Annotated in this window: 20 protein-coding genes; 9 read left to right on the plus strand and 11 right to left on the minus strand. The window is 71.7% G+C overall.

Going from position 1 to position 24,460, the window contains the following annotated elements:
• Positions 1-143: 143 nt before the first annotated feature.
• From C3486_RS13665 to glgX, 8 genes are all read right to left on the minus strand, one after another.
• A complete protein-coding gene (locus C3486_RS13665) occupies positions 144-1,769 on the minus strand; it encodes a M4 family metallopeptidase (RefSeq protein WP_103832940.1) in 1,626 nt (541 codons plus the stop codon).
• 222 nt (positions 1,770-1,991) lie between these two features.
• Positions 1,992-4,031 carry a M4 family metallopeptidase gene (locus C3486_RS13670; RefSeq protein ID WP_374936864.1) on the minus strand — a complete coding sequence of 680 codons (2,040 nt, stop codon included), beginning with the start codon at positions 4,029-4,031 and terminating at the stop codon, positions 1,992-1,994.
• 275 nt (positions 4,032-4,306) lie between these two features.
• Positions 4,307-4,924: a hypothetical protein gene (locus C3486_RS13675; RefSeq protein WP_146074995.1), complete on the minus strand. Its 618-nt coding sequence runs from the start codon at positions 4,922-4,924 to the stop codon at positions 4,307-4,309.
• A gap of 21 nt (positions 4,925-4,945) precedes the next feature.
• The gene (locus C3486_RS13680; protein WP_103832943.1) at positions 4,946-7,105 is read right to left on the minus strand and encodes a hypothetical protein; all 2,160 of its coding nucleotides are present in this window, start codon (positions 7,103-7,105) and stop codon (positions 4,946-4,948) included.
• A complete protein-coding gene (locus C3486_RS13685; RefSeq protein ID WP_103832944.1) occupies positions 7,105-7,554 on the minus strand; it encodes a hypothetical protein in 450 nt (149 codons plus the stop codon). The genes C3486_RS13680 and C3486_RS13685 overlap by 1 nt, the downstream gene beginning before the upstream one ends.
• A 205-nt stretch (positions 7,555-7,759) precedes the next feature.
• Complete coding sequence (locus C3486_RS13690) at positions 7,760-9,637, minus strand: ABC transporter ATP-binding protein (RefSeq protein WP_103832945.1); 1,878 nt, start codon at positions 9,635-9,637, stop codon at positions 7,760-7,762.
• Positions 9,634-11,544, minus strand: a complete 1,911-nt coding sequence (locus tag C3486_RS13695) for an ABC transporter ATP-binding protein (RefSeq protein WP_103832946.1) — start codon at positions 11,542-11,544, stop codon at positions 9,634-9,636. The genes C3486_RS13690 and C3486_RS13695 overlap by 4 nt, the downstream gene beginning before the upstream one ends.
• 118 nt (positions 11,545-11,662) lie before the next feature.
• Positions 11,663-13,882, minus strand: coding sequence for a glycogen debranching protein GlgX (glgX, locus tag C3486_RS13700; protein WP_374936865.1), 2,220 nt, complete (start codon positions 13,880-13,882; stop codon positions 11,663-11,665).
• Between the two features lie 165 nt (positions 13,883-14,047).
• On the opposite strand from glgX, the gene C3486_RS13705 reads away from it, so the two are divergent.
• From C3486_RS13705 to C3486_RS13740, 9 genes are all read left to right on the plus strand, one after another.
• Complete coding sequence (locus C3486_RS13705; protein WP_103832948.1) at positions 14,048-15,265, plus strand: Ig-like domain-containing protein; 1,218 nt, start codon at positions 14,048-14,050, stop codon at positions 15,263-15,265.
• 226 nt (positions 15,266-15,491) lie between these two features.
• The gene (locus C3486_RS13710) at positions 15,492-16,736 is read left to right on the plus strand and encodes an Ig-like domain-containing protein (RefSeq protein WP_374936866.1); all 1,245 of its coding nucleotides are present in this window, start codon (positions 15,492-15,494) and stop codon (positions 16,734-16,736) included.
• 112 nt (positions 16,737-16,848) lie between these two features.
• Entirely contained in the window at positions 16,849-17,616 is a 768-nt protein-coding gene (locus tag C3486_RS13715) for an enoyl-CoA hydratase/isomerase family protein (protein ID WP_103832950.1), read from the plus strand.
• 274 nt (positions 17,617-17,890) lie between these two features.
• Positions 17,891-18,439, plus strand: a complete 549-nt coding sequence (locus tag C3486_RS13720) for an ATP-binding protein (RefSeq protein ID WP_103832951.1) — start codon at positions 17,891-17,893, stop codon at positions 18,437-18,439.
• Positions 18,440-18,890: 451 nt separating this feature from the next.
• Positions 18,891-19,304 (plus strand): hypothetical protein, encoded by a 414-nt coding sequence (locus C3486_RS13725; protein ID WP_103832952.1) that lies wholly within the window; start codon positions 18,891-18,893, stop codon positions 19,302-19,304.
• 102 nt (positions 19,305-19,406) lie between these two features.
• The gene (locus C3486_RS13730; RefSeq protein ID WP_103832953.1) at positions 19,407-20,177 is read left to right on the plus strand and encodes a DsbA family protein; all 771 of its coding nucleotides are present in this window, start codon (positions 19,407-19,409) and stop codon (positions 20,175-20,177) included.
• Entirely contained in the window at positions 20,174-21,004 is an 831-nt protein-coding gene (locus tag C3486_RS13735; protein WP_103832954.1) for a cytochrome c biogenesis CcdA family protein, read from the plus strand. Before C3486_RS13730 ends, C3486_RS13735 begins: the two co-directional genes overlap by 4 nt.
• A 111-nt stretch (positions 21,005-21,115) precedes the next feature.
• Positions 21,116-21,280, plus strand: coding sequence for a DUF5993 family protein (locus C3486_RS37255; RefSeq protein ID WP_181138537.1), 165 nt, complete (start codon positions 21,116-21,118; stop codon positions 21,278-21,280).
• A 68-nt stretch (positions 21,281-21,348) separates the two neighbouring features.
• A complete protein-coding gene (locus C3486_RS13740) occupies positions 21,349-22,044 on the plus strand; it encodes a disulfide bond formation protein B (protein ID WP_258052761.1) in 696 nt (231 codons plus the stop codon).
• Positions 22,045-22,063: 19 nt separating this feature from the next.
• On the opposite strand, the gene C3486_RS13745 is transcribed toward C3486_RS13740, so the two are convergent.
• The 3 genes from C3486_RS13745 to C3486_RS13755 all read right to left on the minus strand — a co-directional run bounded on the left by C3486_RS13745 (position 22,064) and on the right by C3486_RS13755 (position 24,169).
• Positions 22,064-22,396, minus strand: a complete 333-nt coding sequence (locus C3486_RS13745; RefSeq protein ID WP_103832956.1) for a hypothetical protein — start codon at positions 22,394-22,396, stop codon at positions 22,064-22,066.
• Positions 22,397-22,693: 297 nt separating this feature from the next.
• Positions 22,694-23,524, minus strand: a complete 831-nt coding sequence (gene nadE, locus C3486_RS13750; RefSeq protein ID WP_103832957.1) for an ammonia-dependent NAD(+) synthetase — start codon at positions 23,522-23,524, stop codon at positions 22,694-22,696.
• 87 nt (positions 23,525-23,611) lie between these two features.
• On the minus strand, positions 23,612-24,169 hold the full coding sequence (locus C3486_RS13755) for a GH25 family lysozyme (protein WP_103832958.1): 558 nt from the start codon (positions 24,167-24,169) through the stop codon (positions 23,612-23,614).
• Positions 24,170-24,460: the final 291 nt, after the last annotated feature.

A 24,460-nucleotide genomic window follows, 5' to 3' on the forward strand; every position in this document is an offset into this window, starting at 1 on the left:
GGAGGGAAATCGGGAGCCTCCGGACACCGCTCGGCCTGCGGGGTGGTGCCGTGCGGGAAGCGGATCACCCTGTGGACAACGCCCACGCCGCGACCCGCCCCCCTAAACTCCCCGGACTGTAAGGGGAGCCTGGTGGCGAAGCGTTACTTCACGTTGACGCCCGTCCACGCCGCCTCGACGCCCTTGACCTCGGCGCCGTCCTTGCCGTACAGGTCGGTCGCGGCCTTCACGGTCGCCTCGCGGGCCGCCGCGTAGTCGGTCGTCGAGGTCATGTACTCGGTCAGCGCCTTGTACCAGATCTTCTCGGCCTTGTCCCGGCCGATGCCCTCGACCTTGGAGCCGTCGGCGGTCGGGCTGTCGTACTTCACCCCGCCGATCTCCTTGGCGCCGCTGCCCTCGGACAGCAGGTAGAAGAAGTGGTTGGCGATGCCCGACGAGTAGTGCACGTCGACGTCGCCGGCGCCCTTCTTCCAGAAGTCCAGCGACTGGCCGTCCTTGCTGGGCTTGTCCATGTACCGCAGCGGCGAGCCGTCACCGTTGATGTCGATCTTCTCGCCGATGAGGTAGTCGCCCGGGTCCTCGGTGTTCTTCGCGCTGAACTCCGCCGAGGTGCCGAAGATGTCGGAGGTGGCCTCGTTCAGGCCGCCGGACTCACCGCTGTACTCCAGGCCGGCCGTCGCCGAGGTGACGCCGTGCGACATCTCGTGCGCCGCCACGTCCAGCGCGGTCAGCGGGTGGGTGTCGCCCTGGCCGTCGCCGTACGTCATGCAGAAGCAGCTGTCGTCCCAGAACGCGTTGACGTACTCCTTGCCGTAGTGCACCCGGGACGTCGCGCCCTTGCCGTCGCCCTTGATGCCGCTGCGGCCGTGCACGTTCTTGTAGTAGTCCCAGGTGACCTGGGCACCGTACGCCGCGTCGACGGCCGCGGTCTGCGGGTCGTCACCCTTGCCGGTGCCCCACTTGTCGTCCTCGTCCGTGAGCAGCTTGCCCTCGCCGCTCTCCGAACCGCCCAGGTCGAGCGTGGAGTGACCGCCGCGGCTGTCGTCGGTCAGCTCGTAGCCGCCGCTGCCCTTCTTGGTGGCCAGCTCGACCTTGCCGCTGTACATGCTGGTGCCGGCGCCGGTCTCGATGGCCTGGTGCTCGAAGAGCTTCTTGCCGGTGTTCGCGTCGGTGATGACGTGCAGCTCGCTGGGCGTGCCGTCCTTCTGCACACCCTTGACCACGGTCTCGTACGCCAGGACCGGCTTGCCGGAGGCGGCCCAGACGACCTTGTTCGGGGTGGCGGCGTCGGACTTCTTGATGCCCTCGGTCTTCCCGGACACCGACTCCGCCGAGGCCGCGGCCTTCGTCGGGCTGATCTTCGCGGTGGTGGAGGCGACCGCGACGGAGCCCTTGGCGGCCTTGGTCGTGGACTTGATCGCGCCGCCCTTGGCCTGGTGGACGATCAGGTCGCCGCCGAGGACGGGCAGGCCGTCGTAGGTGCGGTCGTAGCGGGTGTGCGTGGTCCCGTCGGCGTCCTTGATGACGTCCTTGACGACCAGCTTCTCCTTGGCGCCGAGCCCGAGCTCCTCGGCGGTCTTCGCCTTGGTGGCCTGCGCGTCGCGCAGCAGCTCGGCGCGGTGCGAGGCGGTCATCTTCGCCGGTGCGCCGGCCGCCTCGTGGGTGGCGGGCGCCGCGCCCGCCGTGGTGGCGATGCCGGCCGCGAGCAGTGCGGCGGCGGCCACGGAGGCGCCGGCGATACGAGTGGTACGCGATATGTGGGGGGTCACGCGTGCTCCTTCAACTTTGCTCTGAGGTGGGGGTGCAAAGCGATGCGGGTGGTACGTGCGGGGTCAGCGTGCCATTCCAACCGGCCGCTGTCACCGGGTAATTGGGCCCGGTTTGCAATTTGTTCGCAAAGAGCGCGCTGTCGTCCGCATAACGGAGGAGTGCCACCCCCGCCGTCCGGCGGGGGTGGCACTCGGGTCGTACGGGACCGCTCGGGAGCGGTGTCAGAAGGTGAGCTTCCAGCTGTTCAGGCGGCCGCTGTCACCGGAGTACACGTCCCGGATCCGCAGCTTCCAGGTGCCGGCCGCGTTCTCCGAGGAGGCGTTGACCGTGTAGGTGGTCTTCACGTCCGCCGCCGAGTCCCAGGCGCTGGAGTTCTTCAGGCGGTACGCCGTGCCGTCCGGCGCGACCAGGTCGAGCACCAGGTCACCGCGGTAGCTGTGGGTGATGTCCACGCCGACCTTGAGCGTGCTCGGGGCCTTGCCGGTGCGGTTGACGGTGATCGGCGAGGTGACCGTGGCGCCCGTGTCCGGGATCGCCAAGCCGTCCTTGTTCTCGTAGACGTTGCCGCCCGGGTCGCCCGGGTCGCCGCCGTCCCCGACGCGGCTGCCGACGTTCACCGCGGCCCAGGTGTTGGCGACCGTGTTGTACGTCGCGGTGTCCTTGCCGAAGAGGTCGGCGGCGGCCTGCAGGGTGGCGGTGCGGGCCGCCGCGTAGTTGGTGCTGGAGGTCATGTACTGGCTGAGCGCCTTGAACCAGACCTTCTCGGCGTTGGCCCGGCCGATGCCCGGCACGGACAGCCCGTCGTACGTGGGGCTGTCGTAGTGCACGCCGTTCACGTCCTTCGCGCCGCTGCCCTCGGACAGCAGGTAGAAGAAGTGGTTGGCGACGCCGGAGGAGTAGTGCACGTCGACGTTGCCGACGCCGGAGTACCAGTAGTCCTTGGACGCGCCGTCCTTGCTGGGCTTGTCCATGTAGCGCAGCGGGGTGCCGTCGCCGTTGATGTCGATCTTCTCGCCGACCAGGTAGTCGCCCGGGTCCTGGGCGTTGTTGGCGTTGAACTCGACGGCCGCGGCGAAGATGTCCGAGGTCGCCTCGTTCAGGCCGCCGGACTCACCGCTGTACGTGAGGTTCGCGGTCGCGGAGGTGACGCCGTGCGTCATCTCGTGGGCCGCCACGTCGATCGAGGTGAGCGGGGCCGCGTTGCCGGACCCGTCGCCGTAGGTCATGCAGAAGCAGCTGTCGTCCCAGAAGGCGTTCACGTAGTTGTTGCCGTAGTGGACCCGGCTGTACGCGCCGACGCCGTCGCCCCTGATGCCGGAGCGGCCGTGCACGTTCTTGTAGTAGTCCCAGGTGAGCTGGGCGCCGTACGCGGCGTCCACGCCGGCGGTCTGGACGTTCTGCGGGGTGCCGTCGCCCCACACGTCGTCCGGGTCGGTGAAGAGCGTGCCGGTGCCGGACGAGCCGTGGTTGAGGTTGTACGTCTTGTGGTTGCCGCGCGCGGTGTCGGTCATGGTGTACGACGGCGCGGTCCCGATGGTCACCTTGCCGCTGTACTGGCTGTTGCCGGTGCCCTGCTCGATCTCCTGGTACTGGAAGAGCTGCTTGCCGGTGCTCGCGTCGGTGATGACGTGCAGCCGGTTGGGCGTCTGGCCGTCCTCCTGGGTGCCGCCGACCACGGTCTCGTAGGCGAGGACCGGCTTGCCGTCCGCCGCCCAGACGACCTTGCGGGGCTCCTTGGCGTCGGACTTCTCGGCGCCCTCCGCCTTCGACGCCTTCAGCGCCTTGGCCTCGGCGGTCGCCGGGGTCACGGCCGCCTTGGTGCTCGGCACCGCGATCCTGGCCTTGTTGCCCTTGGTGACCCGCTCGACCTTGCCGGTCCGGGTCTCGTGCACGACCAGGTCGCCGCCGAGCACGGGCAGGCCCTTGTAGGTCCGCTCGTACCGGGTGTGGGTCGTGCCGTCGACGTCCTGCTGGACGTCCCGGACCACCAGCTTCTCCTCGGCGCCGAGCTGCAGCTTCTTCGCCGTCTGCGCGGTGGTGGCGGCGGCCTCCTTCAGCAGCTCCGCACGCTGCGAGGGGGAGAGCTTGGCGGGCAGTGCGCCCGCCCGGGGCTGTGCGTGGGTGCCGCCCGGGTTGGGGGCTGCGTTGCCGGCGCCGGTCTGCACGCCGACGGCGAGCAGAGCGGTCACGGCGACGAGGGTGCCGGTGGCCATCGCGCGTCTGCGGGCCTGTCCGGAACGTGCATGGGGGGTGCGTCTCACGCTGGCTCCTTCTGCGGGGCCACGACGGGATGTGCCGCGGCCGGGGGGACCGGTCGGCTGGGTGGCCGTCCGGGCAGAACAAGTGCGTGTGGGGGGAGGCGGTACGGAAGTGACCGGCGCGGGCGGTGATGCTGTGGGGACCCGCCCCGACTGCCGCGCAGCTTCCCACCTGCCTTACCCGATTGTCAGGGCCCGTACAAAAAAGTGGCCGGAAACCGTCCGTAGAGCGGCGGTTGGTGTTCGTATAACGGTCAACCAGTGGCCGGCGCGGCCTGTCACCGGCCCCGCAGCGGGGGAGCCGCCGACGGAAGACCGACCCGCTCCTGACACCGAGCCGCCCGCTGCGCATGCCGAGCCGCCTGAACGGCGAAGTCGGACAGCGCCTGACGAAGCGCGCCACCGGAGACGCGGCTGTCGCCCGCAGCCGTCGCCTCGATGTCCAGCGCGAACCTCGTCTCGGCGGCTTCGCTCTTCTGTCCTGGCGGCGTACAGGGCAGGTAGATCATCGTCTTTGTCGGCCACGAAAGGAGATGCATCGTTCCCGGCGGTTCGATGTAGCCGGTGCCTAGGTCCTTCCGCCAGTAGTCGCGCCACGATGCCACGCTGGCATCGCGCCTCTTCACGACAGCCGAAATCATCGACTCCCCTGCATCGAGCGAGCAGAGGAAGAAGAAGTTGTCTGCCGGTGATTCGTGCGATTCTTCCTTGACCTCATGTGCAGCGGGGAGAATCTTTGCCGCGGTCGCCCGCTGAACGGCGCCGCCGCACGGCCGCTCAGGAAGTTTTTCTATGCCGTCCAGGTATATTTCTCGATACCCGAACACCGCGCCGGCGAGCAGTGCCACGCAGCCGATTCCGCCGACGAGCAAGTTGCGCCTCGGGTTTCTCTTCACTGTGATGCTTCCTTTGAAGGCTCAAGAGGTGGCGCTCTTGCCGACTTCCTCCAGGCGGGTGTCGCTTTCGAGCCAGCCGGCTCTTACGGCCTCGCGGATCTCGTTGTCCATGGCGTCCTGGCTCGGGCCGGAGTCGTAGGATTTCCGCGCCTGGCGGCCCGCTTCGATGACGGTTCCGAGCGTGTCGTCCTCGGAGATGTAAAGGCGGCGCCCACTTTGGTACATCGCCTTGTCCAAGCCGTCGAGTTCCCTGCCGTCCATGATGCGGTCCACGCCCATCGTCGCGGCGGCGGAGAAGAATGCGCCGCCTGCCCCCACGGCCGCCTCCGCAGTCGCCCCCACCGGAGCGAGAGCGACTGCGCCGACCGCGAAGCCTGTGGACAGCATCGTTTTGAAGAACTCGCCCTGCCGCTGCATCGCTTCGTTCTCCCCCTGTTCTCCCTCCTGCTGATGTTCGACTTCCATGCCCTGGCGGGAGTGCGCCAGGATGCCGTCGATCAGACCGGAGTTGTGCGAGATCGCTTCGATGGCGGCGCTGGTGCTTCCCCCGAAAAGGTGCGGATCGGCGATGTGAGCTTCCATCGTGCTGCTCGTGTAGATGCTGCGGCCGTAGACGACGGCGGCACTGGCATCGTCGTCCCTGCCCAGTGCACTCAAGAACCGGTACGTGTCGGCACGGTCGAGGCCGTCCGGCGCATCGCTGTTCGTCAGGAAGATGTGTTCGGCGCCCAGCCCGGCGATGGTCCGGTTGATCTCCGGCATGTACGCCGCCGCCATGTGGCCCAGGCTGGCTCCCATGTGGTTGTCGACGAGGGCGGAGCCGCCGTCGGGGTTGGCGACGGCGTGCATGACGTTTCTCATGATGGCGACCTGGGTCCGGTTGTGCGGGACGGGTGCGGCCGGTGTGGTGTCACCGTGGGCGACGCCGGTGACGGCGGCTTCCAGGGCTTGGCCTACCGAGGTGCCCCGGTCGGTGTTCTTCGTGCTCTCCAGGAGGTGGTTCAGGTCGGCCTTCCGGGCGAAGGTGTGCTCGGCGGCCTCCGGGGCGTGCGAGAGGGCGGTCATGAAGCCGGTCACGGGATCGTGTCCGTCGTCCTTGCCGAACACGAGGTCGACGCCGTCGATGTTCTCCCAGATTTCTTCCGTGCGGGTCGCGCCCATGGCGTGGCTCTTGTCCTTGCGGAGCAGGGCACTGCCGTAGGAGTCGAGGAACTCCGTGTCGTACCGGCCGTGGCGCAACAGGCTGCTCATGACCTGGAAACCGAGCGCGCCGGCGGAGCTGCGTACGGGGTCCGGCCGGAAGCTGGTGTTGCCCGCCGTGACGACCGACTCTTCCCAGTGCTGCATCGCGGGGCTGTCGGAGTGCGTCGCGGTGGCCAGCGTCATGCCGAGGTTCGTCTGCAGGTCCCGCAGCATGGCGGCATGGCCGCGGTCGCCCTGGTGTGCGCCGGCCGTCCGCGTCCAGAACTCCAGCGTTCCGTTGCCGCCGAGTTTCGTGGCGAAGGTCTCGGCGAAGAGTTCGTCGTTGCGGTACTTCTTCAGGTCCCGGCCGAGCGCGCCGAGCTGCTTCAGCGACATGCCCTTCGGGTTCCTGGCCGCCCTGGCCCATTCCTCGGCCCGGTGCACTGCCCGGGCCGCGGAGTCGCGGTCCTTGTACGAGGCGCCCGAGAAGCCGTACTTGCTCTGGTCCACCAGCGTCCGCAGGACCTTCGCCGCGGTGGTGTCGCACTCCGTGGCCTTGCCGAGGATTTCCGCGATCTCGTCCCTGACGGCGCCGAGCTCGCCCTCGGTGGGCTGCTCCTCTTCCGCCGTGCACAGGGAGCTGACGACGAACTTGCCGCCGCCCGTGGGCACCACGCTGATCTTCTTGTCCCGGGCGCGGCCCAGCGCGTCCCTGAGCTTCTCGCGGTGGCTGATGAGCTCGCCGCGGGTGTCCCGGAGGATGTTGCGGATGGAGGAGGCCTGGGTGACCGCGTCAGCGAACTCCGCCGCCGTCTTGGTGACGAACTCCCGGGTGACGGTGGCGTTGAGGCCCGCCCAGTCCGCCTTCTTGGCCTTGCCGTCGAGCTCCCGCTCCGCCCGCTCCCGGAGTCTCGTGAGCTTGCCCACCATGTCCGACCAGTCCGTGACCGCCTCGCCGAGCCGGGCGAAGTTGCCGTGCTGCAGGGCTTCCAGGTCCATCAGTGGCCGTCCCGCGAGTCGAACGCCTTGTCGAGGTCGGAAATGCGGCTGAAGACGGTGGCGAGGTACGTCTCATCGCCCCGGTGCGCCTTCCGGGTGCAGTCGAGGTGGTTCGAGATGTGGGCGCACGCGTCGAGCAGGGACCACTGCTGCTCCGTCCACCGGCTCATGACGTGCTCCAGCGCGCTCCCCAGTGCGAAGTCCGCCTTGAGTGAGGAAGCGGCCTCGTAACTGCTGAGACGTGCATGGTTCCCGTCGCGGCTGAGGTCCTGGTGGAGCCTGAAGGCGGCGTCACCGATGGCCGCCAGATCCTGTTGGCTCACCCGCAGGTCGCCGGGCGGATCGGCGGCTCTCGTGCCTTCCGGGGCCAGCTGGTTGAGACGCACATGAGTTCGCCGGGCGTCGGACGAATCCGTCTTGAGCTGCTTCCACTCGGCTTCGAAGGACATGTGGTCCGCTTCCTTGGCCTGCTCGATGCGACGGGAAGCCGCGTGAGAGGAGGGCCCGTTGTGCAGCGTGGGCAGGAGAAAACCGACACGGACGAGCACACGGTGTGCAGCGTGCCGTGTGAGGCATGGGAGATCTTACGGACGCACGGGCCGCTCGGCAGCCGTTGCCGATATTCGCCGGAAGCCGGTCTCCGGCGACCATCGGTCACTGCACCAGACTCTCCCTCCAAGCCGTGTGCAGGCCCGCGAAGTGGCCCTTGTCGGCGATGAGTTCGGAGGGTGGGCCGTCTTCGAGGATGCGGCCTCGGTCCATGACGAGGACGCGGTCGGCGACCTGGACCGTGGAGAGGCGGTGGGCGATGACGACGGCGGTGCGGTCGCGGAGGACGGTGTGCATGGCGCGCTGGACGGCGCGTTCGCCGGGGATGTCGAGGGAGGAGGTGGCCTCGTCGAGGATGAGGACGGCCGGGTCGGCGAGGAGGGCGCGCGCGAAGGAGACCAGCTGGCGCTGGCCGGCGGAGATGCGGCCGCCGCGCTTGCGTACGTCCGTGTCGTAGCCGTCGGGGAGCGCCGTGATGAAGTCGTGCGCGCCGATGGCCTTCGCGGCCGCCTCGATCTCGGCGCGGGTGGCGTCCGGGCGGCCGATGGCGATGTTCTCCGCGACCGTGCCGGAGAAGAGGAACGCCTCCTGGGTGACCATGACGACCCCGCGCCGCAGGTCGGTCGTGGAGAGGTCGCGCAGGTCGACGCCGTCCAGGAGGACCCGGCCGGTGGTGGGGTCGTAGAAGCGGGCGAGCAGCTTGGCGAGGGTGGACTTGCCCGCGCCGGTGCTGCCGACCACCGCGACCGTGCTGCCGGCCGCCAGGGTGAGGTCGAAGCGGGGGAGCACCTCGCCGCCGGTGCGGTACGCGAACCGGACGCCCGCGAAGGTCACTTCGCGGCCCGGGCGGCCGTCGGCGGACGGCGGCAGGGGGACCGGGGTGGCCGGTTCCGGGACGGCGGGGCGCTGGGCGAGCAGGCCGGCGATCTTCTCCAGGGACGCGGCGGCCGACTGGTAGGCGTTCAGGAACATGCCGAGCCGGTCGATGGGGTCGTAGAGGCGTCGCAGGTACAGCACGGCGGCGGCGAGCACGCCGAGGGCGAGGGAGCCGGTGGCGACCCGGTAGGCGCCCCACAGGACGATGGCGGCGAGGGCGATGTTGGCGGACGTGCGGGAGAGGACGACGTACCGGGCCATCTCCAGGATGGCGGTGCCGTTGGCCCGCTCGTGGGTGCGGTTCAGCCGGGCGAACTCCGCGTCGTTGGGCCGCTCGCGGCGGAACGCCTGGACCGGCCGGATGCCGTTGAGCGTCTCGGCGAACTTGACGATGACCGCGGCGATGGCCGTCGAGCGGTTCTTGTAGACGGCCAGCGAGCGGCGCTGGAAGGAGCGGATCAGGAAGAGGAGCGGACCGGCCGACAGTACGGCCGCGGCCCCCAGGCCCCAGTCGAGGTACAGCAGCATGGCCGTCACGTAGACCATCGACAGCACGACCCCGACCAGCTCCTGCAGGCCGTCGTTGAGCAGTTCGCGCAGCGCCTCCACGTCGGTGGTGGAGCGGGAGATCAGCCGCCCCGAGGTGTACCGCTCGTGGAAGTCCAGGCTGAGCGCCTGGGCGTGCCGGAAGATCCGGCCGCGCAGGTCGCGCAGCACGTCCTGGCTGACCCGGGAGCAGGAGCGGGTGAAGGCGTACTGCAGGACGCCGGCGGCCAGCGCGCACCCCAGGTACCCGGCGCCGACGGCGAGCAGCGGGCCGTGGTCGTGCGCCCGCAGCGCGGGCACGGCGCGGTCGATGGCGTACGCGACGAGCAGCGGGCCGGCCTGCACCGCTGCCTGCTGGAGCAGCAGCAGGACGACGGTGAGCCGGCCGCGGGCCGCGTACGGGCGCAGCAGCGAGCGGAGCAGGGCGAACGAGGCCCCCTTGGGGGCCGGCAGGACGTCCCGGTCGAAGGGGTCGCCGGCGGGTGCGGGGCCGGCGGCCGTGCCCGGTTCCGCGTCGCCGTCCTCGGGCGGCCGCCCCGCCTCGGTCGTGGTCGTGGTCATCGCTCCGTCTCCTTCTCGGTACGGTGCGGTCCGGTGCTGTCGGGGGAGCCGGGTAAGCCGGGGGAGCCGGTCCGGCCGTCCCCGGCGGGGCCGGGAGCGCCCGCCAGGTCGGCGCCCGACATCAGGTGGGCGTACTCCGGGTTCTCGCGCAGCAGGTGCTGGTGGGTGCCGACGGCGGTGACGCGGCCGTCGGAGAGGAGCGCGACCCGGTCGGCGAGGAGGACGGTGGACGGGCGGTGCGCGACGATCAGCGCCGTGGTGGTCGCGAGCACCTCGCGCAGCGCCGCCTCGACCCGGGCCTCGGTGTGCACGTCCAGCGCGGAGAGCGGGTCGTCCAGGACGAGGAAGCGCGGCGCGCCGACCACCGCGCGGGCCAGCGCGAGCCGCTGCCGCTGGCCGCCGGACAGGCTCAGGCCCTGCTCGCCGACCTGGGTGTGCTCCGCCTGCGGGAGCGCGGCGACGAAGTCGTGCGCCTGCGCGACCCGCAGCGCGCGCCGCACCCCGTCCTCGCCCGCCTCCTCGCCGCCCATCAGGACGTTCTCCGCCGCGGTCGCCGAGAAGAGGGTGGGTTCCTCGAAGGCCACCGCGACCAGGGAGCGCAGCTCGTCGCGCGGCAGGGTCATGATGTCGCGGCCGTCCAGGGTGATCCGGCCGCCGGTCGCGTCGTACAGCCGCGGCACCAGCGCCGTGAGCGTGGTCTTGCCGCTGCCCGTCGCGCCCACCAGCGCCATCGTCTCGCCGGGCCGGACGTGCAGGTCGACGCCGCGCAGCGTGGGCGGGGCGTCCGCGGGAGCGTCGGGGTAGCGGAACTCCACGCCGGTGAAGGCGAGCCCGTCGGGCGCCGGGGCAGCGGGCGTGCGGGCGAGCGCCGCGGTGCGTACGGCCGGGTCATCGGCGTCCGCCGGCGGTACGTCCATGACCTCGAAGTACCGGTCGGCCGCGGTCGCCGACTCGTTGCTGATCGCCAGCAGGAAGCCGATCGACTCCACCGGCCAGCGCAGCGCCAGCGCGGTGGAGAGGAACGCCACGAGCGTGCCGGCCGACAGACCGCCGTCCGCGACCTGGACCGTGCCGAGGACCAGCGCGGCCCCGATGGCGGTCTCCGGCAGGAAGGTGATGACGCCCCAGATCGCGGCGAGCAGCCGCGCCTTGTGCAGCTCCGTGCCGCGCAGCTCATGGGTGAGGGCGGTGTACGCGCGGGCCTGGGCGCGGTGCCGGCCGAACCCCTTGATGATGCGGATGCCCAGTACCGACTCCTCGACCAGTGTGGTCAGGTCGCCGACCTGGTCCTGCGAACGGCGGGCGGCGACCGAGTACTTGGCCTCGAACACCGAGCAGAGCACGATCAGTGGCACGAGCGGCGCGAGCAGTACCAGCCCCAGCGACCAGCGCTGGGCGAGGAGGATGCCGAAGCCGGCCAGGATGGTCACGCCGTTGACGAACAGGAAGGTCATCGGGAACGCCAGGAACATCCGCAGCAGCTGCAGATCGGTCGTGCCGCGGGAGAGCAGCTGCCCGGAGGGCCAGCGGTCGTGGAAGGCGACCGGCAGCCGCTGCAGACGGCGGTACAGCGCGTCCCGCATCGCCGCCTCCACGCCCGCCAGCGGGCGGGCCACCAGCCACCGGCGCAGCCCGAAGAGGCCCGCCTCGGCCAGGCCCAGAAGCAGCAGGAGGCCGCCGCCCAGCCAGATGCCGGCCGCGTCCCGCCGTGCGACCGGCCCGTCGACCAGCCACTTCAGCACCAACGGGATGAGCAGGCCCATGCCGGAGGCGAGGACCGCGACGCCTGCCGCGCCGAACAGCCGGGCGCGTACGGGGCGGACGTACGGCCACAGGCGCAGCAGCGACCGGACGGCGGAGCGGGGTGGGGGGACGGCGGACTCGGGGCGGTTCGCTGCATCGCTCATCAGCAGTGAGCCTAGAAGTCACCACTGACAATCCTCACGCGGTTTTTCCCGCCGCTGGATTGCCGCGGGACCGCCGCAAGGCCACCGCGGGACCGCCCGGACGGTCCCGCGGCCGGGCTCAGCGTGCGGCCCGCAGCAGCCACACCGCCCGGCCCGGCAGCTCCACCTCGGCGCCCGCCTCGTACGCCGTGCCCGGCTCCGCCGCCTGGTCCTCCCGCGAGGTGTCGACGAGGAGGGCGTACGAACGGGCCCACGGCTCGGCGGGGAGGGTGAAGCGGCCGGGCTCGTGCCCGCTGTGCAGCACGACCAGGAAGCTGTCGTCGGTCACCGGCAGCCCCCGCTCGTCCCGCTGCGGGATGTCCGTCCCCGACAGGAACATCCCCAGCCCGCTCGCCGGCGCGTACCAGTCGCCCTCGGTCATCTCCGTCCCCGCCGGCGTGAACCACGCCAGGTCCCGCAGGCCGTCCGGCCCGTTGGGGCGCCCGGAGAAGAAGGCGCGCCGGCGCAGCACCGGGTGCGCCCGGCGCAGCGCGATCAGCCGGGAGACCAGCTCGGTCAGCGGCCGCCACTCCGGGTCGTCCGCCAGCGACCAGTCCAGCCAGCCCAGCTCGTTGTCCTGGCAGTAGCCGTTGTTGTTGCCCTGCTGGGTGCGGCCCAGCTCGTCGCCCGCGACCAGCATCGGCACGCCCGTGGAGAGCAGCAGCGTGGTGAGGAGGTTGCGCAGCTGGCGGCGGCGGAGCGCCCGTACGTCCGGGTCGTCGGTCTCGCCCTCGGCGCCGCAGTTCCACGAGCGGTTGTCGTCCGTGCCGTCCCGGTTGTCCTCGCCGTTGGCCTCGTTGTGCTTGTGCTCGTAGGAGACCAGGTCGCGCAGGGTGAAGCCGTCGTGCGCCGTGACGAAGTTGACGGAGGCCTGCGGGCGCCGGCCGCCCCAGGCGTACAGGTCGCTGGAGCCGGACAGCCGGTAGCCCAGGTCCCGTACGTCGTGCTGCGCGCCGCGCCAGAAGTCGCGCACGGTGTCGCGGTAGCGGTCGTTCCACTCCGTCCACAGCGGCGGGAAGGCACCGACCTGGTACCCGCCCATCCCCACGTCCCACGGCTCCGCGATCAGCTTCACCCGGCGCAGCACCGGGTCCTGCGCGATCACCGCGAGGAACGGCGAGAGCATGTCCACGTCGTGCATGGAACGGGCCAGCGCCGCCGCCAGGTCGAAGCGGAAGCCGTCCACGCCCATCTCGGTGACCCAGTAGCGCAGCGAGTCGGTGATCAGCCGCAGCACGTTGGGCTGCACGACGTGCAGGGTGTTGCCGCAGCCGGTGTAGTCGGCGTACCGGCGCGGGTCCTGCTGGAGCCGGTAGTAACCCCGGTTGTCGATGCCGCGGAAGGACAGCGTCGGGCCCATCTCGTTCGCCTCGGCCGTGTGGTTGTAGACCACGTCGAGGATGACCTCGATGCCCGCGTCGTGCAGCGCGCGCACCATCCGGCGGAACTCGCCGACCTGCTGGCCGCGGGTCCCCGAAGCGGCGTACGCGGCGTGCGGCGCGAAGTAGCCGATGGAGTTGTAGCCCCAGTAGTTGCGCAGGCCCCGCCGCAGCAGATGGTCCTCGTGCGCGAACTGATGTACGGGCAGCAGTTCGACGGCCGTGACCCCGAGCCGGGTCAGGTGGCCGATCGCGGCCGGGTGCGCGAGACCTGCGTACGTCCCGCGCAGCGGCTCCGGGATGTCCGGGTGCCGCTTGGTGAAGCCGCGCACGTGCAGCTCGTAGATCACCGAATCGGCCCACGGCGTCTTCGGCCGGCGGTCGTCCGCCCACTCGTCGCCCGGCGCGTCGTCGTGCACCACCACGCCCTTGGGGACGTGCGGCGCGGAGTCCCGCTCGTCGCGCACCGTGTCCGCTATGTGCTGCTCGGGCCAGTCCCGCACGTGCCCGTACACCTCCGGCGGCAGCCGGAAGTCCCCGTCGACCGCACGCGCGTACGGATCGAGCAGCAGCTTCGCCGGATTCCAGCGGGCCCCGGCCCACGGGTCCCAGCGGCCGTGCACCCGGTAGCCGTACCGCGTCCCCGGCAGTACGCCGGGGACGAAGCCGTGCCAGATCTCGTGGGTCAGCTCGGTGAGCGGATACCGGGTCTCGGCGCCCGCCTCGTCGAAGACGCACACCTCCACCGCCTCGGCGCCCGCCGACCACAGCGCGAAGTTCGTGCCCGCGACGCCGTCCGGGCCGCTGCGGAACCGCGCCCCCAGCGGCTGCGGGCTCCCGGGCCGCACCACGGCAGGCCCGGCGGCCGTTCTCGCCCGGCCCTCGTCCGGCAGTGCCTCCTGCTCAAGCGCGCTCGACACGTGGCAGCCTCCCGCGGCTCGCGACTCGATCGGGCGGTGCCGCACGCGGCGTCCCGGCCGCGTGTGTGGACGTGCCCTCCCGGCAATCCTTCCCTGCATCCCTCCTTCCCCGAACCGGTCGCCACGTCACGTTTCCCCACGAAGGGAGCGCTCGTTGAGTCCACCGTGACCAACCGATCCCTGACCCACCGAAGGACCCGGCGCTCCTGGACGACCGCCGTACCGCTGCTCACGGGTGCCGCACTGCTCGCGGGCTGCCAGGGACCCGGCGGCTGGACCTCGGACGCGCCGCGCTCCGCACGGGAGGCCGTCCGCGTACTGCCCGCCGACGGGGCGCGCGGGGTACCCGCCGGACGGCGCATCGAGGTCCGCGTGCCGGACGGGCGGCTGGAACGGGTCGAGGTCACCCGGGCGGGGGACACCGGCAGCGAACCGGTGCCCGGCCGGCTCACCCCCGACGGGCTCGGCTGGCGCTCGGCCGGCACCCCGCTCGCGCTCGCCTCCCGCTACACCGTCGAGGCGGTGGCGGTGGACGGGCAGGGGCGGCGCACCGCCCGGCACACCTCCTTCACCACGTACGTGCCGGCCCACCGCCTGGTCGGTTTCTTCCGCCCCGAGCACCGCTCCACCGTCGGCACCGGCATGATCGTCTCCTTCGACTTCAACCGCCCCGTGCGCGACCGGGCCGCCGTCGAGCGCGCCCTCTCCGTCACCGCGCGCCCCGCCGTGCGCATCGCGCCCCACTGGTTCGGCGACCGCCGGCTCGACTTCCGCCCCCGCGCGCCCTGGCAGCCGGGCACCGAGGTCACGATGGCGCTGCGGCTGCGCGACGTCCGTGCGGCTCCCGGGGTGTACGGGATCCAGCACAAGACCGTCCGCTTCAGGATCGGCCGGGATCGGACCAGCGTGGTTGACGCCGCCGCGCACACCATGACCGTACGGAGCGCGGGACGGCCGGTGGCCACCCTGCCCGTCACCGCGGGCGACCAGGACAACCCCACGTACAACGGCCGGATGGTGATCCTCGAACGGCATCCGATGACCCGGATGGACGGCGGCACCGTCGGCTTCGGGGGCGAGTACGACATCCCCGACGTGCCGCACGCGCTGCGCCTGACCACCTCCGGCACGTTCCTGCACGGCAACTACTGGGCGTCCAGGAACACCTTCGGCGCCGCCAACACCAGCCACGGCTGCGTCGGGCTGCGGGACGAGCAGGGCGGCAGCCCGGACACCCCGGCGGGCTGGTTCTACCGGACCTCGCTCGTCGGCGACATCGTGGAGGTGGTCCGCTCCCGCGAGACGACGGTGGCGCCGGACAACGGTCTGGGTGGCTGGAACATGCCGTGGAGCGCGTGGCTGCGGGGCTCCGCCGTCCGCTGACCCCGCGCCCCGCGCGGCCGCCCGCCGCGCCGTTATCCGGCCGAGTTGACCGCCCGCCGGAGGCACTCGCGTACGTCCCGCACCACGCCCACCAGTCGGTACGAAACGGTGACATGTCCGGGGAGTCCCCTCACGTCCGCGGTGTGGTTATCTGGCGGCAAGCGCGCGCGTGGCCCGTGCCGCGCGCCGCGAACGCGGGGTTGTGCGAGGGGAAAAGAGGCCAGTCTTGGACGTGCAGCCGATATGGGGGGCGCCGCGGGAGCGGTTTCGGCGGCGGCAGGGGGGAAGGGTCCTGCTCGCTCCGGTGCTCGGGGCGCTGATGGTGCTGGTGGCCGCGTGCGGGGGCAGCGGTGACGGCAAGGGGGACGGGGAGAAGGACAAGGCGTCCGAGGCCGCGGTGCGGATCACGCCGAAGGACGGCGCCGAGGACGTCGCCACGAGCGGCGCGCTGAAGATCACGGTACGCAAGGGCACGCTGAAGTCCGTGTCGGTCAAGGACCGCGCGGGCCACGCCGTCGACGGCAAGCTGTCCAAGGGCGGCAGCGTCTGGGAGCCGGTGCGGCACCTGAGCACCGCGACGGAGTACACCGTCGACGCGGTGGCCAAGGACGCGGCGGGCCGCGAGGCCGCCGAGCACGCCGACTTCACCACCCTGTCGCCCAAGAACACCTTCATCGGGCGCTACGTACCGGAGAACGGGCAGACGGTCGGCGTGGGCATGCCGATCGACGTGCGCTTCACGCGCGGCATCACCGACCCGAGGGCGGTCGAGGACGCGATCAAGGTGACGGCGGAGCCGTCGGTGCCGATCGAGGGCCGCTGGTTCGGCAACGACCGTCTGGAGTTCCGCCCGGAGAAGTACTGGAAGCCGGGCACGAAGGTCACCTTCACCATGAACCTCAACGGCGTCGAGGGCCGTCCCGGGGTCTACGGGACGCAGAACAAGAAGGTCACCTTCACCATCGGCCGCAGCCAGATCAGCACGGTGGACGCCGAGGCGCACCGGATGACCGTGGTCCGCGACGGCAAGAAGATCAAGACCCTGCCGGTCACCTCGGGCGCGCCGGGCACCGAGACGTACAACGGCAAGATGGTGATCAGCGAGAAGCACCCGGTGACCCGGATGAACGGCGAGACCGTGGGCTTCGGCGGGGAGTACGACATCAAGGACGTGCCGCACGCCATGCGGCTCAGCGACTCCGGCACGTTCATCCACGGCAACTACTGGTCCGGGCAGTGGACGTTCGGCAACCGCAACGCCAGCCACGGCTGCGTGGGCCTCTTCGACTACCGGGGCGGCAGCAGCTCCACGCCGGCCGGGTGGTTCTACGAGAACTCCATGATCGGCGACCTGGTCGTGGTCAAGAACTCGCACGACCGCACCATCCAGCCCGAGAACGGGCTGAACGTGTGGAACATGCCGTGGGAGGAGTGGAAGAAGCCGCAGCGGCCGGCCGAGGCGGCGCAGTAGGGGCGGTGCGGGCGGTCCGGGCGGGCCGCCCGGGCCCCCGGGCGCGACCCGCCGGTGCACTGTGACCAAGTGCACCGGCGACGTTCGCGTGAACGGCCATTAACCTGCCGGTATGACTGTGAACTTCGAGGTCGCCGACGGCGTCGGCACCATCCGCCTGGACCGCCCGCCGATGAACGCGCTGGACATCGCCACCCAGGACCGGCTGCGCGAGCTGGCCGCCGAGGCCACCCGCCGCGACGACGTCCGCGCCGTGGTCGTCTGGGGCGGCGAGAAGGTGTTCGCGGCCGGCGCGGACATCAAGGAGATGCAGGCGATGGACCACGCGGCGATGGTCGCGCGGGCCGGGGCGCTGCAGGAGTCCTTCACCGCCGTCGCGCGCATCCCCAAGCCCGTGGTGGCCGCGGTCACCGGGTACGCGCTGGGCGGCGGCTGCGAGCTCGCGCTCTGTGCCGACTACCGCATCGCAGCGGAGAACGCCAAGCTCGGCCAGCCCGAGATCCTGCTCGGCCTGATCCCCGGCGCGGGCGGCACCCAGCGCCTCGCCCGCCTCATCGGCCCGTCCAAGGCCAAGGACCTCATCTTCACCGGCCGCCAGGTGAAGGCCGACGAGGCCCTCGCGCTCGGACTGGTGGACCGTGTGGTTCCCGCCGAAGAGGTGTACGCGCAGGCGCACGCCTGGGCGGCCAGGCTCGCCAAGGGACCGGCGATCGCGCTGCGGGCCGCGAAGGAGTCGGTGGACGCCGGTCTGGAGACCGACATCGACACCGGGCTGACGATCGAACGCGGTTGGTTCGCAGGTCTGTTCGCCACCGAGGACCGCGAGACGGGCATGCGCAGCTTCGTCGAGGAGGGCCCGGGCAAGGCCAAGTTCCGCTAGACCGAGCGGGGTTGGCGGTACGGCGGGGAAACGGGCACCGCGTGTGCCCCTTGCGGGCGAATGATGTGCGACTCAAGGGCGGCTTGAGAAGCCTCCCGCACACGGCCCCGACGATCACCCTGCGTCAGCACTGCCGCGCAGGTCAGAGTAGGTGTAGGGCCGGGTTGACTGCCCGGGGCATATGTCAGGAGGGGGTGTGGGAGCCGCGGATTCCGGGAGACCGATTCCCGCGGTTCCGCCCCCGTAACGTGCCCGTTGCGTCCATGATGGTGGCATGGCGGGCCTCGGAGGCAGGGAGCAGCCGCAGCCGCGAACCGGCACGGCCGGCGCGCGCTGGGCTCTGCCCGCCCAGGATGCGGAGGGGGAGAGTGCCAGGGTGACGGCTGCCGCTCGGGGTGACGGAGCGTCAAGGGCGCTCGATCTCATCGGCGACCCCGCTCACGAAGAGGTACGGCTTCCCTCGCGTCCCGAATCCGCCGCCACCGCCCGCCGTCTGACGCACTCCGTGCTGCTCAAGCAGTGGTCGCTGACGCCCCAGCTCGCCGAGCACGCCGTGCTGCTCGTCTCGGAGCTGGTCGGCAACGCCGTACGGCACACCGGCGCCCGGACGTTCGGCCTGCGGATGCTGCGCCGCCGCGGCTGGATCCGCATCGAGGTGCGCGACCCCTCGCGCGGGCTGCCCTGTCTGATGCCGGTCCACGAGCTGGACGTGAGCGGCCGCGGGCTCTTCCTCGTCGACAAGCTCTCCGACCGCTGGGGCGTGGACCTGCTGCCGCGCGGCAAGACGACGTGGTTCGAGATGCGGGTGACGGACCGCGCCTGAGCGGTGCCCGCGGCCGGCCCGTGCCCGGAAACGTGACTGGGGCCCTTCCGCGCTGTCGGCGGAACGGGCCCCAGTAGTCGCGCGCCGGCGGGCGGAAGGGGTGTGCCCACGGCGCCATGACGACCTCGCCCGGGTCAATGGGGGTCGTTGCCCCGACTATGGCAGGCAGGGCAGGCAGCTGCCAAAAGGGCATTTCGGTCAAGCACGGACGTAAGGGTGGTAACCTGCGGCTGATCAAAGGTGAGTTGTGCCACCGGCCTTCCAAACACCGCCCCCGAAGGGTGAATCGCTGAGTAATTACCGGACCGGGGTGATGGTTATGCGGACTGCCCGGCCGGCCGCGCACAGTGGCTCGGTCACCCCGTGGGAGCGCGCGGCACCGGTCCGTAGGATGGGGCGCCGAGGCCGCCCGACCGCGGGCGGCACCGGACACCGGGGAGGGAGCGGCCGCATGGGAGCGACGGGGCGTGCGCACCGCTCGGCGGCCTGGACGCTGCTGGTCCTCCTCGCGGTGGTCTTCGCGCCACTGCTGTGCCGTACGGGCGGCGTGCCCGGCGTCTCCGGCGCGCCGGCCGCGACCGCGCCGGGGCACCCGGCCGTCGCCGCCACCGCTCCGTCGGCCGCCGTGGAGCCCGCTCCCGTGGCCGCGGCCGTGCCCAAGAAGTGCTCGCCGCACGACGCGCCGGGCTCCGGCGACACCGTGCCCGCGCCCGCCACGCACCGCGGCGAACCGCTCGCCGCCCCCGCGGCCGTGCCCGCGCCGTACCTCTCCCACGACCCCGCGCGCTGCGCGCTCGCCCGGCCGCCCACCGGCCCGGCCGCCGCCACCGACCCCCGCGCCCTCCTGACCGTGCTGCGGATATAGCGCCGCCCCGCGCGCCGGCACCACGGGCCCCGTGCCCCGAGAACCGAGCGCGCGCACCGGTCGCGTCATATCTCCCTCCGTACGCACGTCAGGAGCACACCCATGTCCGCAGCCCACACGCCGGGCCGCCGCCTCGCGGCCGTCGGCGCGATCCTCGCCCTCATCGTCGGCCTCGTCGCCATCGGCGTCGCCGTCGGCACGGCCGTCGAGGGCGACGGCGGCAGCACGTCCGCCGAACCCGAGCCCGCCGCCTCCGTCACCGACGGGGACTCGCAGGGCCGCCGGCAGATGTACGACGACATCGCCGAGAAGACCGCACGCCGCGAGAAGGGCGACGCGCTGGCCGTCGGCCGGACCGACGCACCGGTCGTGCTGGTCGAGTACGCCGACTACCAGTGCGGCTTCTGCGGCCGCTTCGCCCGCGAGACCCAGCCCGAACTGATCGAGAAGTACGTCGACAAGGGCATCCTGCGCATCGAGTTCCGCAACTTCACCATCTACGGCGAGGACTCCGAGCGGGCGGCCCGCGCCTCCTGGGCCGCCGGGCGCCAGGGCAAGTTCTGGGAGCTGCACGACGCGCTGTACGCCAAGAGCCGCAAGGGCAAGGCGCTCGCCGAGGACAAGCTGACCGAGCTGGCACGCAGCAGCGGCGTCGCGGACATCGACCGCTTCCGGCGCGACATGAAGAGCGACGCTGCGGCCGAGGCGCTGGGCCGGGACCAGGCCGAGGGCTATGACCTCGGAGTGCAGTCCACCCCGTCCTTCCTGGTCAACGGCGAGCCGATCGCCGGTGCCCAGCCCACCGCCACCTTCACCCGGGCCATCGACGACGCCGCGGCCCGGGCGGAGAAGGAGAAGGGGGGCGGCAAGTGACCGACATCGGCTACCTCGCCGCCTTCCTGGGCGGCGCCCTCGCCCTGCTCAGCCCGTGCAGCGCGCTGCTGCTGCCGGCGTTCTTCGCGTACTCGCTCGCCACGCCGGGCCGGCTGCTCGCCCGCACCGGCGTCTTCTACCTCGGACTGGCGACCACGCTCGTACCGCTCGGCGCGGCCAGCACCGCCGCCAGCCGGCTCTTCAACGGCCACCGCGACCTGCTCATCGCCGTCGGCGGCTGGGTGGTGATCGCGATGGGCGTGCTGCAGATCCTGGGCCTGGGCTTCGCGTCCCGCCGGGCGCAGTCGGCCGCCGCCCGGATCACCCCGCGCTCGGCCGTCTCCACCTTCCTGCTGGGCTGCGTCTACGGCCTCGCGGGCTTCTGCGCCGGGCCGATCCTGGGCGCGGTGCTGACGGTCACGGCGGTCAGCGGCTCGCCCGTGTACGGCGCGTCGATGCTGGCCGTCTACGCGCTGGGGATGGCCCTGCCGCTCTTCGTCCTGGCCCTGCTGTGGGACCGGTTCCAGCTGGGCCGGCGGGGCTGGCTGCGCGGCCGGGAGTTCGGCCTCGGACCGCTGCGGCTGCACACCACCTCGCTGGTGTCCGGGCTCTTCTTCATCGGCATCGGCGTCCTCTTCCTGGCGTTCAACGGGACCAGCGCGCTGCCCGGCATCCTCGGCACCGACGCGGAGTTCCGGCTGGAGGAGTGGGTGGCCAGGACCGGGAACGCGGTGCCGGACGCCGTCCTGGTCGCGGCGGCCGCGCTGGCCGTCGCCGCGGTGCTCGGCCGGATCGCGCTCCGCCCGGACAAGAAGACGAAGGACTGATCCCACTCATGGGCCGCTCATAGGGCCATTCGGCTCATATCCGGTGCGGCGGCCGGCGACCTCCCGTGGCGTGCGCGGGATGGCGCCGGCCGGCCACTACGTTGCCGTGCCATGGACGCCCTCCTCTTCGCCGGTCTCTTCGCCACGTTCCTGTGCATCGTGGGGCAGAAGAGCCGGGTGGCGGTGGTCGCGGTGTGGTCGGTGATGTTCGCCTCCGCCGTCTGGCTGATGGCCCATCACATCACCGGTGCCGTGGTGCTCGGTCTTCCGCACTGACCCGCGCCGCGCCCCGCCGTGCGGGCCGGCCGCGGGGCGCCAACGACTGGACCGGAGTTTTCTTTCTCATGAGTGCACTACTGACCGGCCGGATGAGCACGCCGCTGAGCACGCCGGCGATCCCCGCGCTGGACCCCGGGCCGCCGGGGATCGTCGCCCGCGCGCAGTACTGGTTCGCCTGCCTCTTCGTGACCGGCTGGACCGGCGTCCTCTGCGCGGGACTCGCCCTGCAGTTCGTCCGCGGGGAACAGCCGTGCCCGCTGTGCGTCGTACAGCGGATGTTCATCGTGCTGGCGCTGCTCGGCGCCGCCCACATCGTCCGGCAGGGGCTGCGCGGTGCGGTGCCGCGCCGGGACTACCTCATGGGGTGGGGGCTCGCACTCCTCGGCTGCACGGCGGGCTCGGTGGCGGCGGGGCGGCAGGCGCTGCTGTACCTGCTGCACGGCGAACGGCCCGGCGCCTCCGCGGGCGCGGCGTACGGCAGCACCGTGCACGGGCTGCCGGCCGACGCCTGGACGTGGCTCTTCTTCCAGGCGTCCGTCCTGGCGATCGGCGCCGTGCTGGTCACCTCGCACCTCACCACGGGCCGCCGCATCCCCACCCAGGGGGCGCACCGGACCGCGGGTCTGGGCGCGCTGTTCCTCGCCGGGGCGGTGATCGCGCTGAGCACGGGGGTGCTCCTGCTGCAGGCCGGGCTGCACGCCGTCCTGCCCGGCCCGTCCGCCCACTACCCGCTCCTGCACGGCCTGGGGCTGCTGCGCTGAGCCCCGGCGGCGGGGCCGGTCAGGCGCTGCGGCGCAGCGGCCGGTGCGGCTGCGCGTCGGCGCGGCGCCGGCGGTCGTTGCACAGCAGGCACTTGCCGTACCCGGGCGGCAGCGGGTCCTCGGGGTCGCCGTACAGCGGGTCGACGGCGCCGTGCGGATGCGCGGCGCAGCCGGTCGGGCCGGGAACCGGGCCGCTGTCGGAGCCGAGCGAGTCGGCGGCGGTCAGGGCGCGCCGCAGGGCGTCGACCAGCCGGTCGGCGTCCTGCCGGCTGGGGGCCGTCTGCAGGCCCGAGGCGAGGTCGGCGGCGAGGGTGAGCGCGGTCTGGAGTTCGCGCAGGTCTGCGTAACTCATGCCCCGGAGCGTAGGCGCACCCACTGACAGTTGATCTTGCGATCGCACTTCGTGGCATCCCATGGGGCGATCCCTGCCCGCCGGCGCCGACGAATCACCGCCGTGCGGCGGAAGCCCCCCTTGCGGAGGCATGACATCTGCGTGACGGGCGGTACGCCGGGGGCGGTGCGGTGCGATGCGTCCTGCCCGGGGGCTCGAGCCCCGGAATCCCGGATCCGCGGAGCCCCGGGGCAGGAGCGGGGGCCGGGCGCGCCCGTGCTCGCGCCCGGCCCCGGTACCACTGGTCCGTGCCCGCGCTCAGGGCGCGGTCGGCAGCTCGCGCTTGTGCGCGGTGAGGCGGTAGCGGCGCACGATGGTCTCCTGCGTCTGCTCGCTGACCGGCTTGCCCTCCAGGAAGTCGTCGAGCTCGTCGTACGTGACGCCGAGCGCCTCCTCGTCCGCCTTGCCCGGCGACAGCGTCTCCAGGTCGGCGGTCGGGACCTTCCACACCAGCTCGGAGGGGGCGCCGAGGGCGTCGGCCACCGCACGCACCCGCCGCTTGGTCAGGCCCGTCAGCGGCACCAGGTCCGCGGCGCCGTCACCGAACTTGGTGAAGAAGCCGGTCAGCGCCTCGGCCGCGTGGTCGGTGCCGACGACCAGGCCGTCCCGGGCACCGGCGACCGCGTACTGCGCGATCATCCGCTGCCGGGCCTTGATGTTGCCCTGCACGAAGTCCTGGTGGTGCGCGTCGCGGAACGGCACACCGGACGCCAGCACGGCGTCCAGGGCCGCGTCGCTGGCCGGCTTCACATCGACCGTCAGCACCTCGTCGGGCTTGATGAAGGAGAGCGCGAGCTGCGCGTCGTGCTCGTCGGCCTGGACGCCGTAGGGCAGCCGCATGGCGTAGAACGTCGCCTCGTACCCCGCCTCGCGGACCCGCTCCACCGCGAGCTGGCACAGCCGGCCGGCCGTGGTGGAGTCCACGCCGCCGCTGATGCCGAGCACCAGGGACCGCAGCCCGGTGCTCGTCAGCCGCTCGGCGAGGAAGGCCACCCGGCGCTCGATCTCCTCCTGCGCATCGAAGGACGCGGACACCTGGAGATCCCGGGCGATCTCCTGCTGCAGGCTCATGGACGCCGGATCGGTCACGGTCGCTCCTCGTGGTCTCGCTGTGCCGCCGGGGCGTGCCGTGAAGCGGGCGGCACCGGCGCACAGGCGCGTACGTACGAGGAAACTCTATGCGTCGTCGGCCCAGGCCTTCAGCGCGGCCTTGCTGGAGAACTGGCCGACGTTCTTGTCGAGCGGGCTGTCGGTGTACTGGTGGAACCGCCACTTGGCCTTGATCCGCGGGTGCCCGGCCTTGACGTAGTCGGCTATCCAGAGGCCGTCGCCGGCGTAGGACGTCGTGTCGTGGTTGAGCCAGAAGTCGCGGTTGCAGTACAGCAGCACCTTGTGGCGGTGCGGGCGCAGGGCCTTCACCTCGCGGATGAACTGGTCCTTCTGCGCATTGCTCGCATACGTCCCGGCGCTGGTGCGCTCCCAGTCGACTATCAGCACGTCGCCCAGCCGCGACGCGCACTTCTCGACGAAGTACCGCGCCTGCGCCGCGATGTTCCCCGGCCACAGGAAGTGGTAGAAGCCGACCACGCAGCCGGCCTCCCGCGCCCGTGACGCCTGGGAGCCCTGGTGCGGGTTGATGTAGGAGCGGCCCTCGGTCGCCTTGATGAAGACGAAGTCCTGGCCCTTGGTGGAGTAGGTGGGTTGGTACGAGCTGACATCGACACCGTGCAGCATTGCATCCTCCCGCAACCGCGCGATTACCAAGCGTCACTTCGCGTCCCCCATGGACATGCCCGCTGACGCAAGGTCTCAAAGGTGGAGTTGGCCTCCGGCCGTGCTTCGTCGCTCCCCTCGACGTCCCCCGTGCACGACGGCTGTGCACGCTGTGTGAGATGTGCCGTCGGTAACCAAACGCCGTCCGGCGTACGGGAGTTCCCCGCGGTTACTACGGATACGGCGTGCGGCGCGGGTGCGCAAGGAGAAAACGGCAACGGGTCCGACCCGGCAGGGGGTCGGACCCGTCGT

This window comes from Streptomyces sp. Ru73 (assembly GCF_002920575.1).
Classification (GTDB): domain Bacteria; phylum Actinomycetota; class Actinomycetes; order Streptomycetales; family Streptomycetaceae; genus Streptomyces.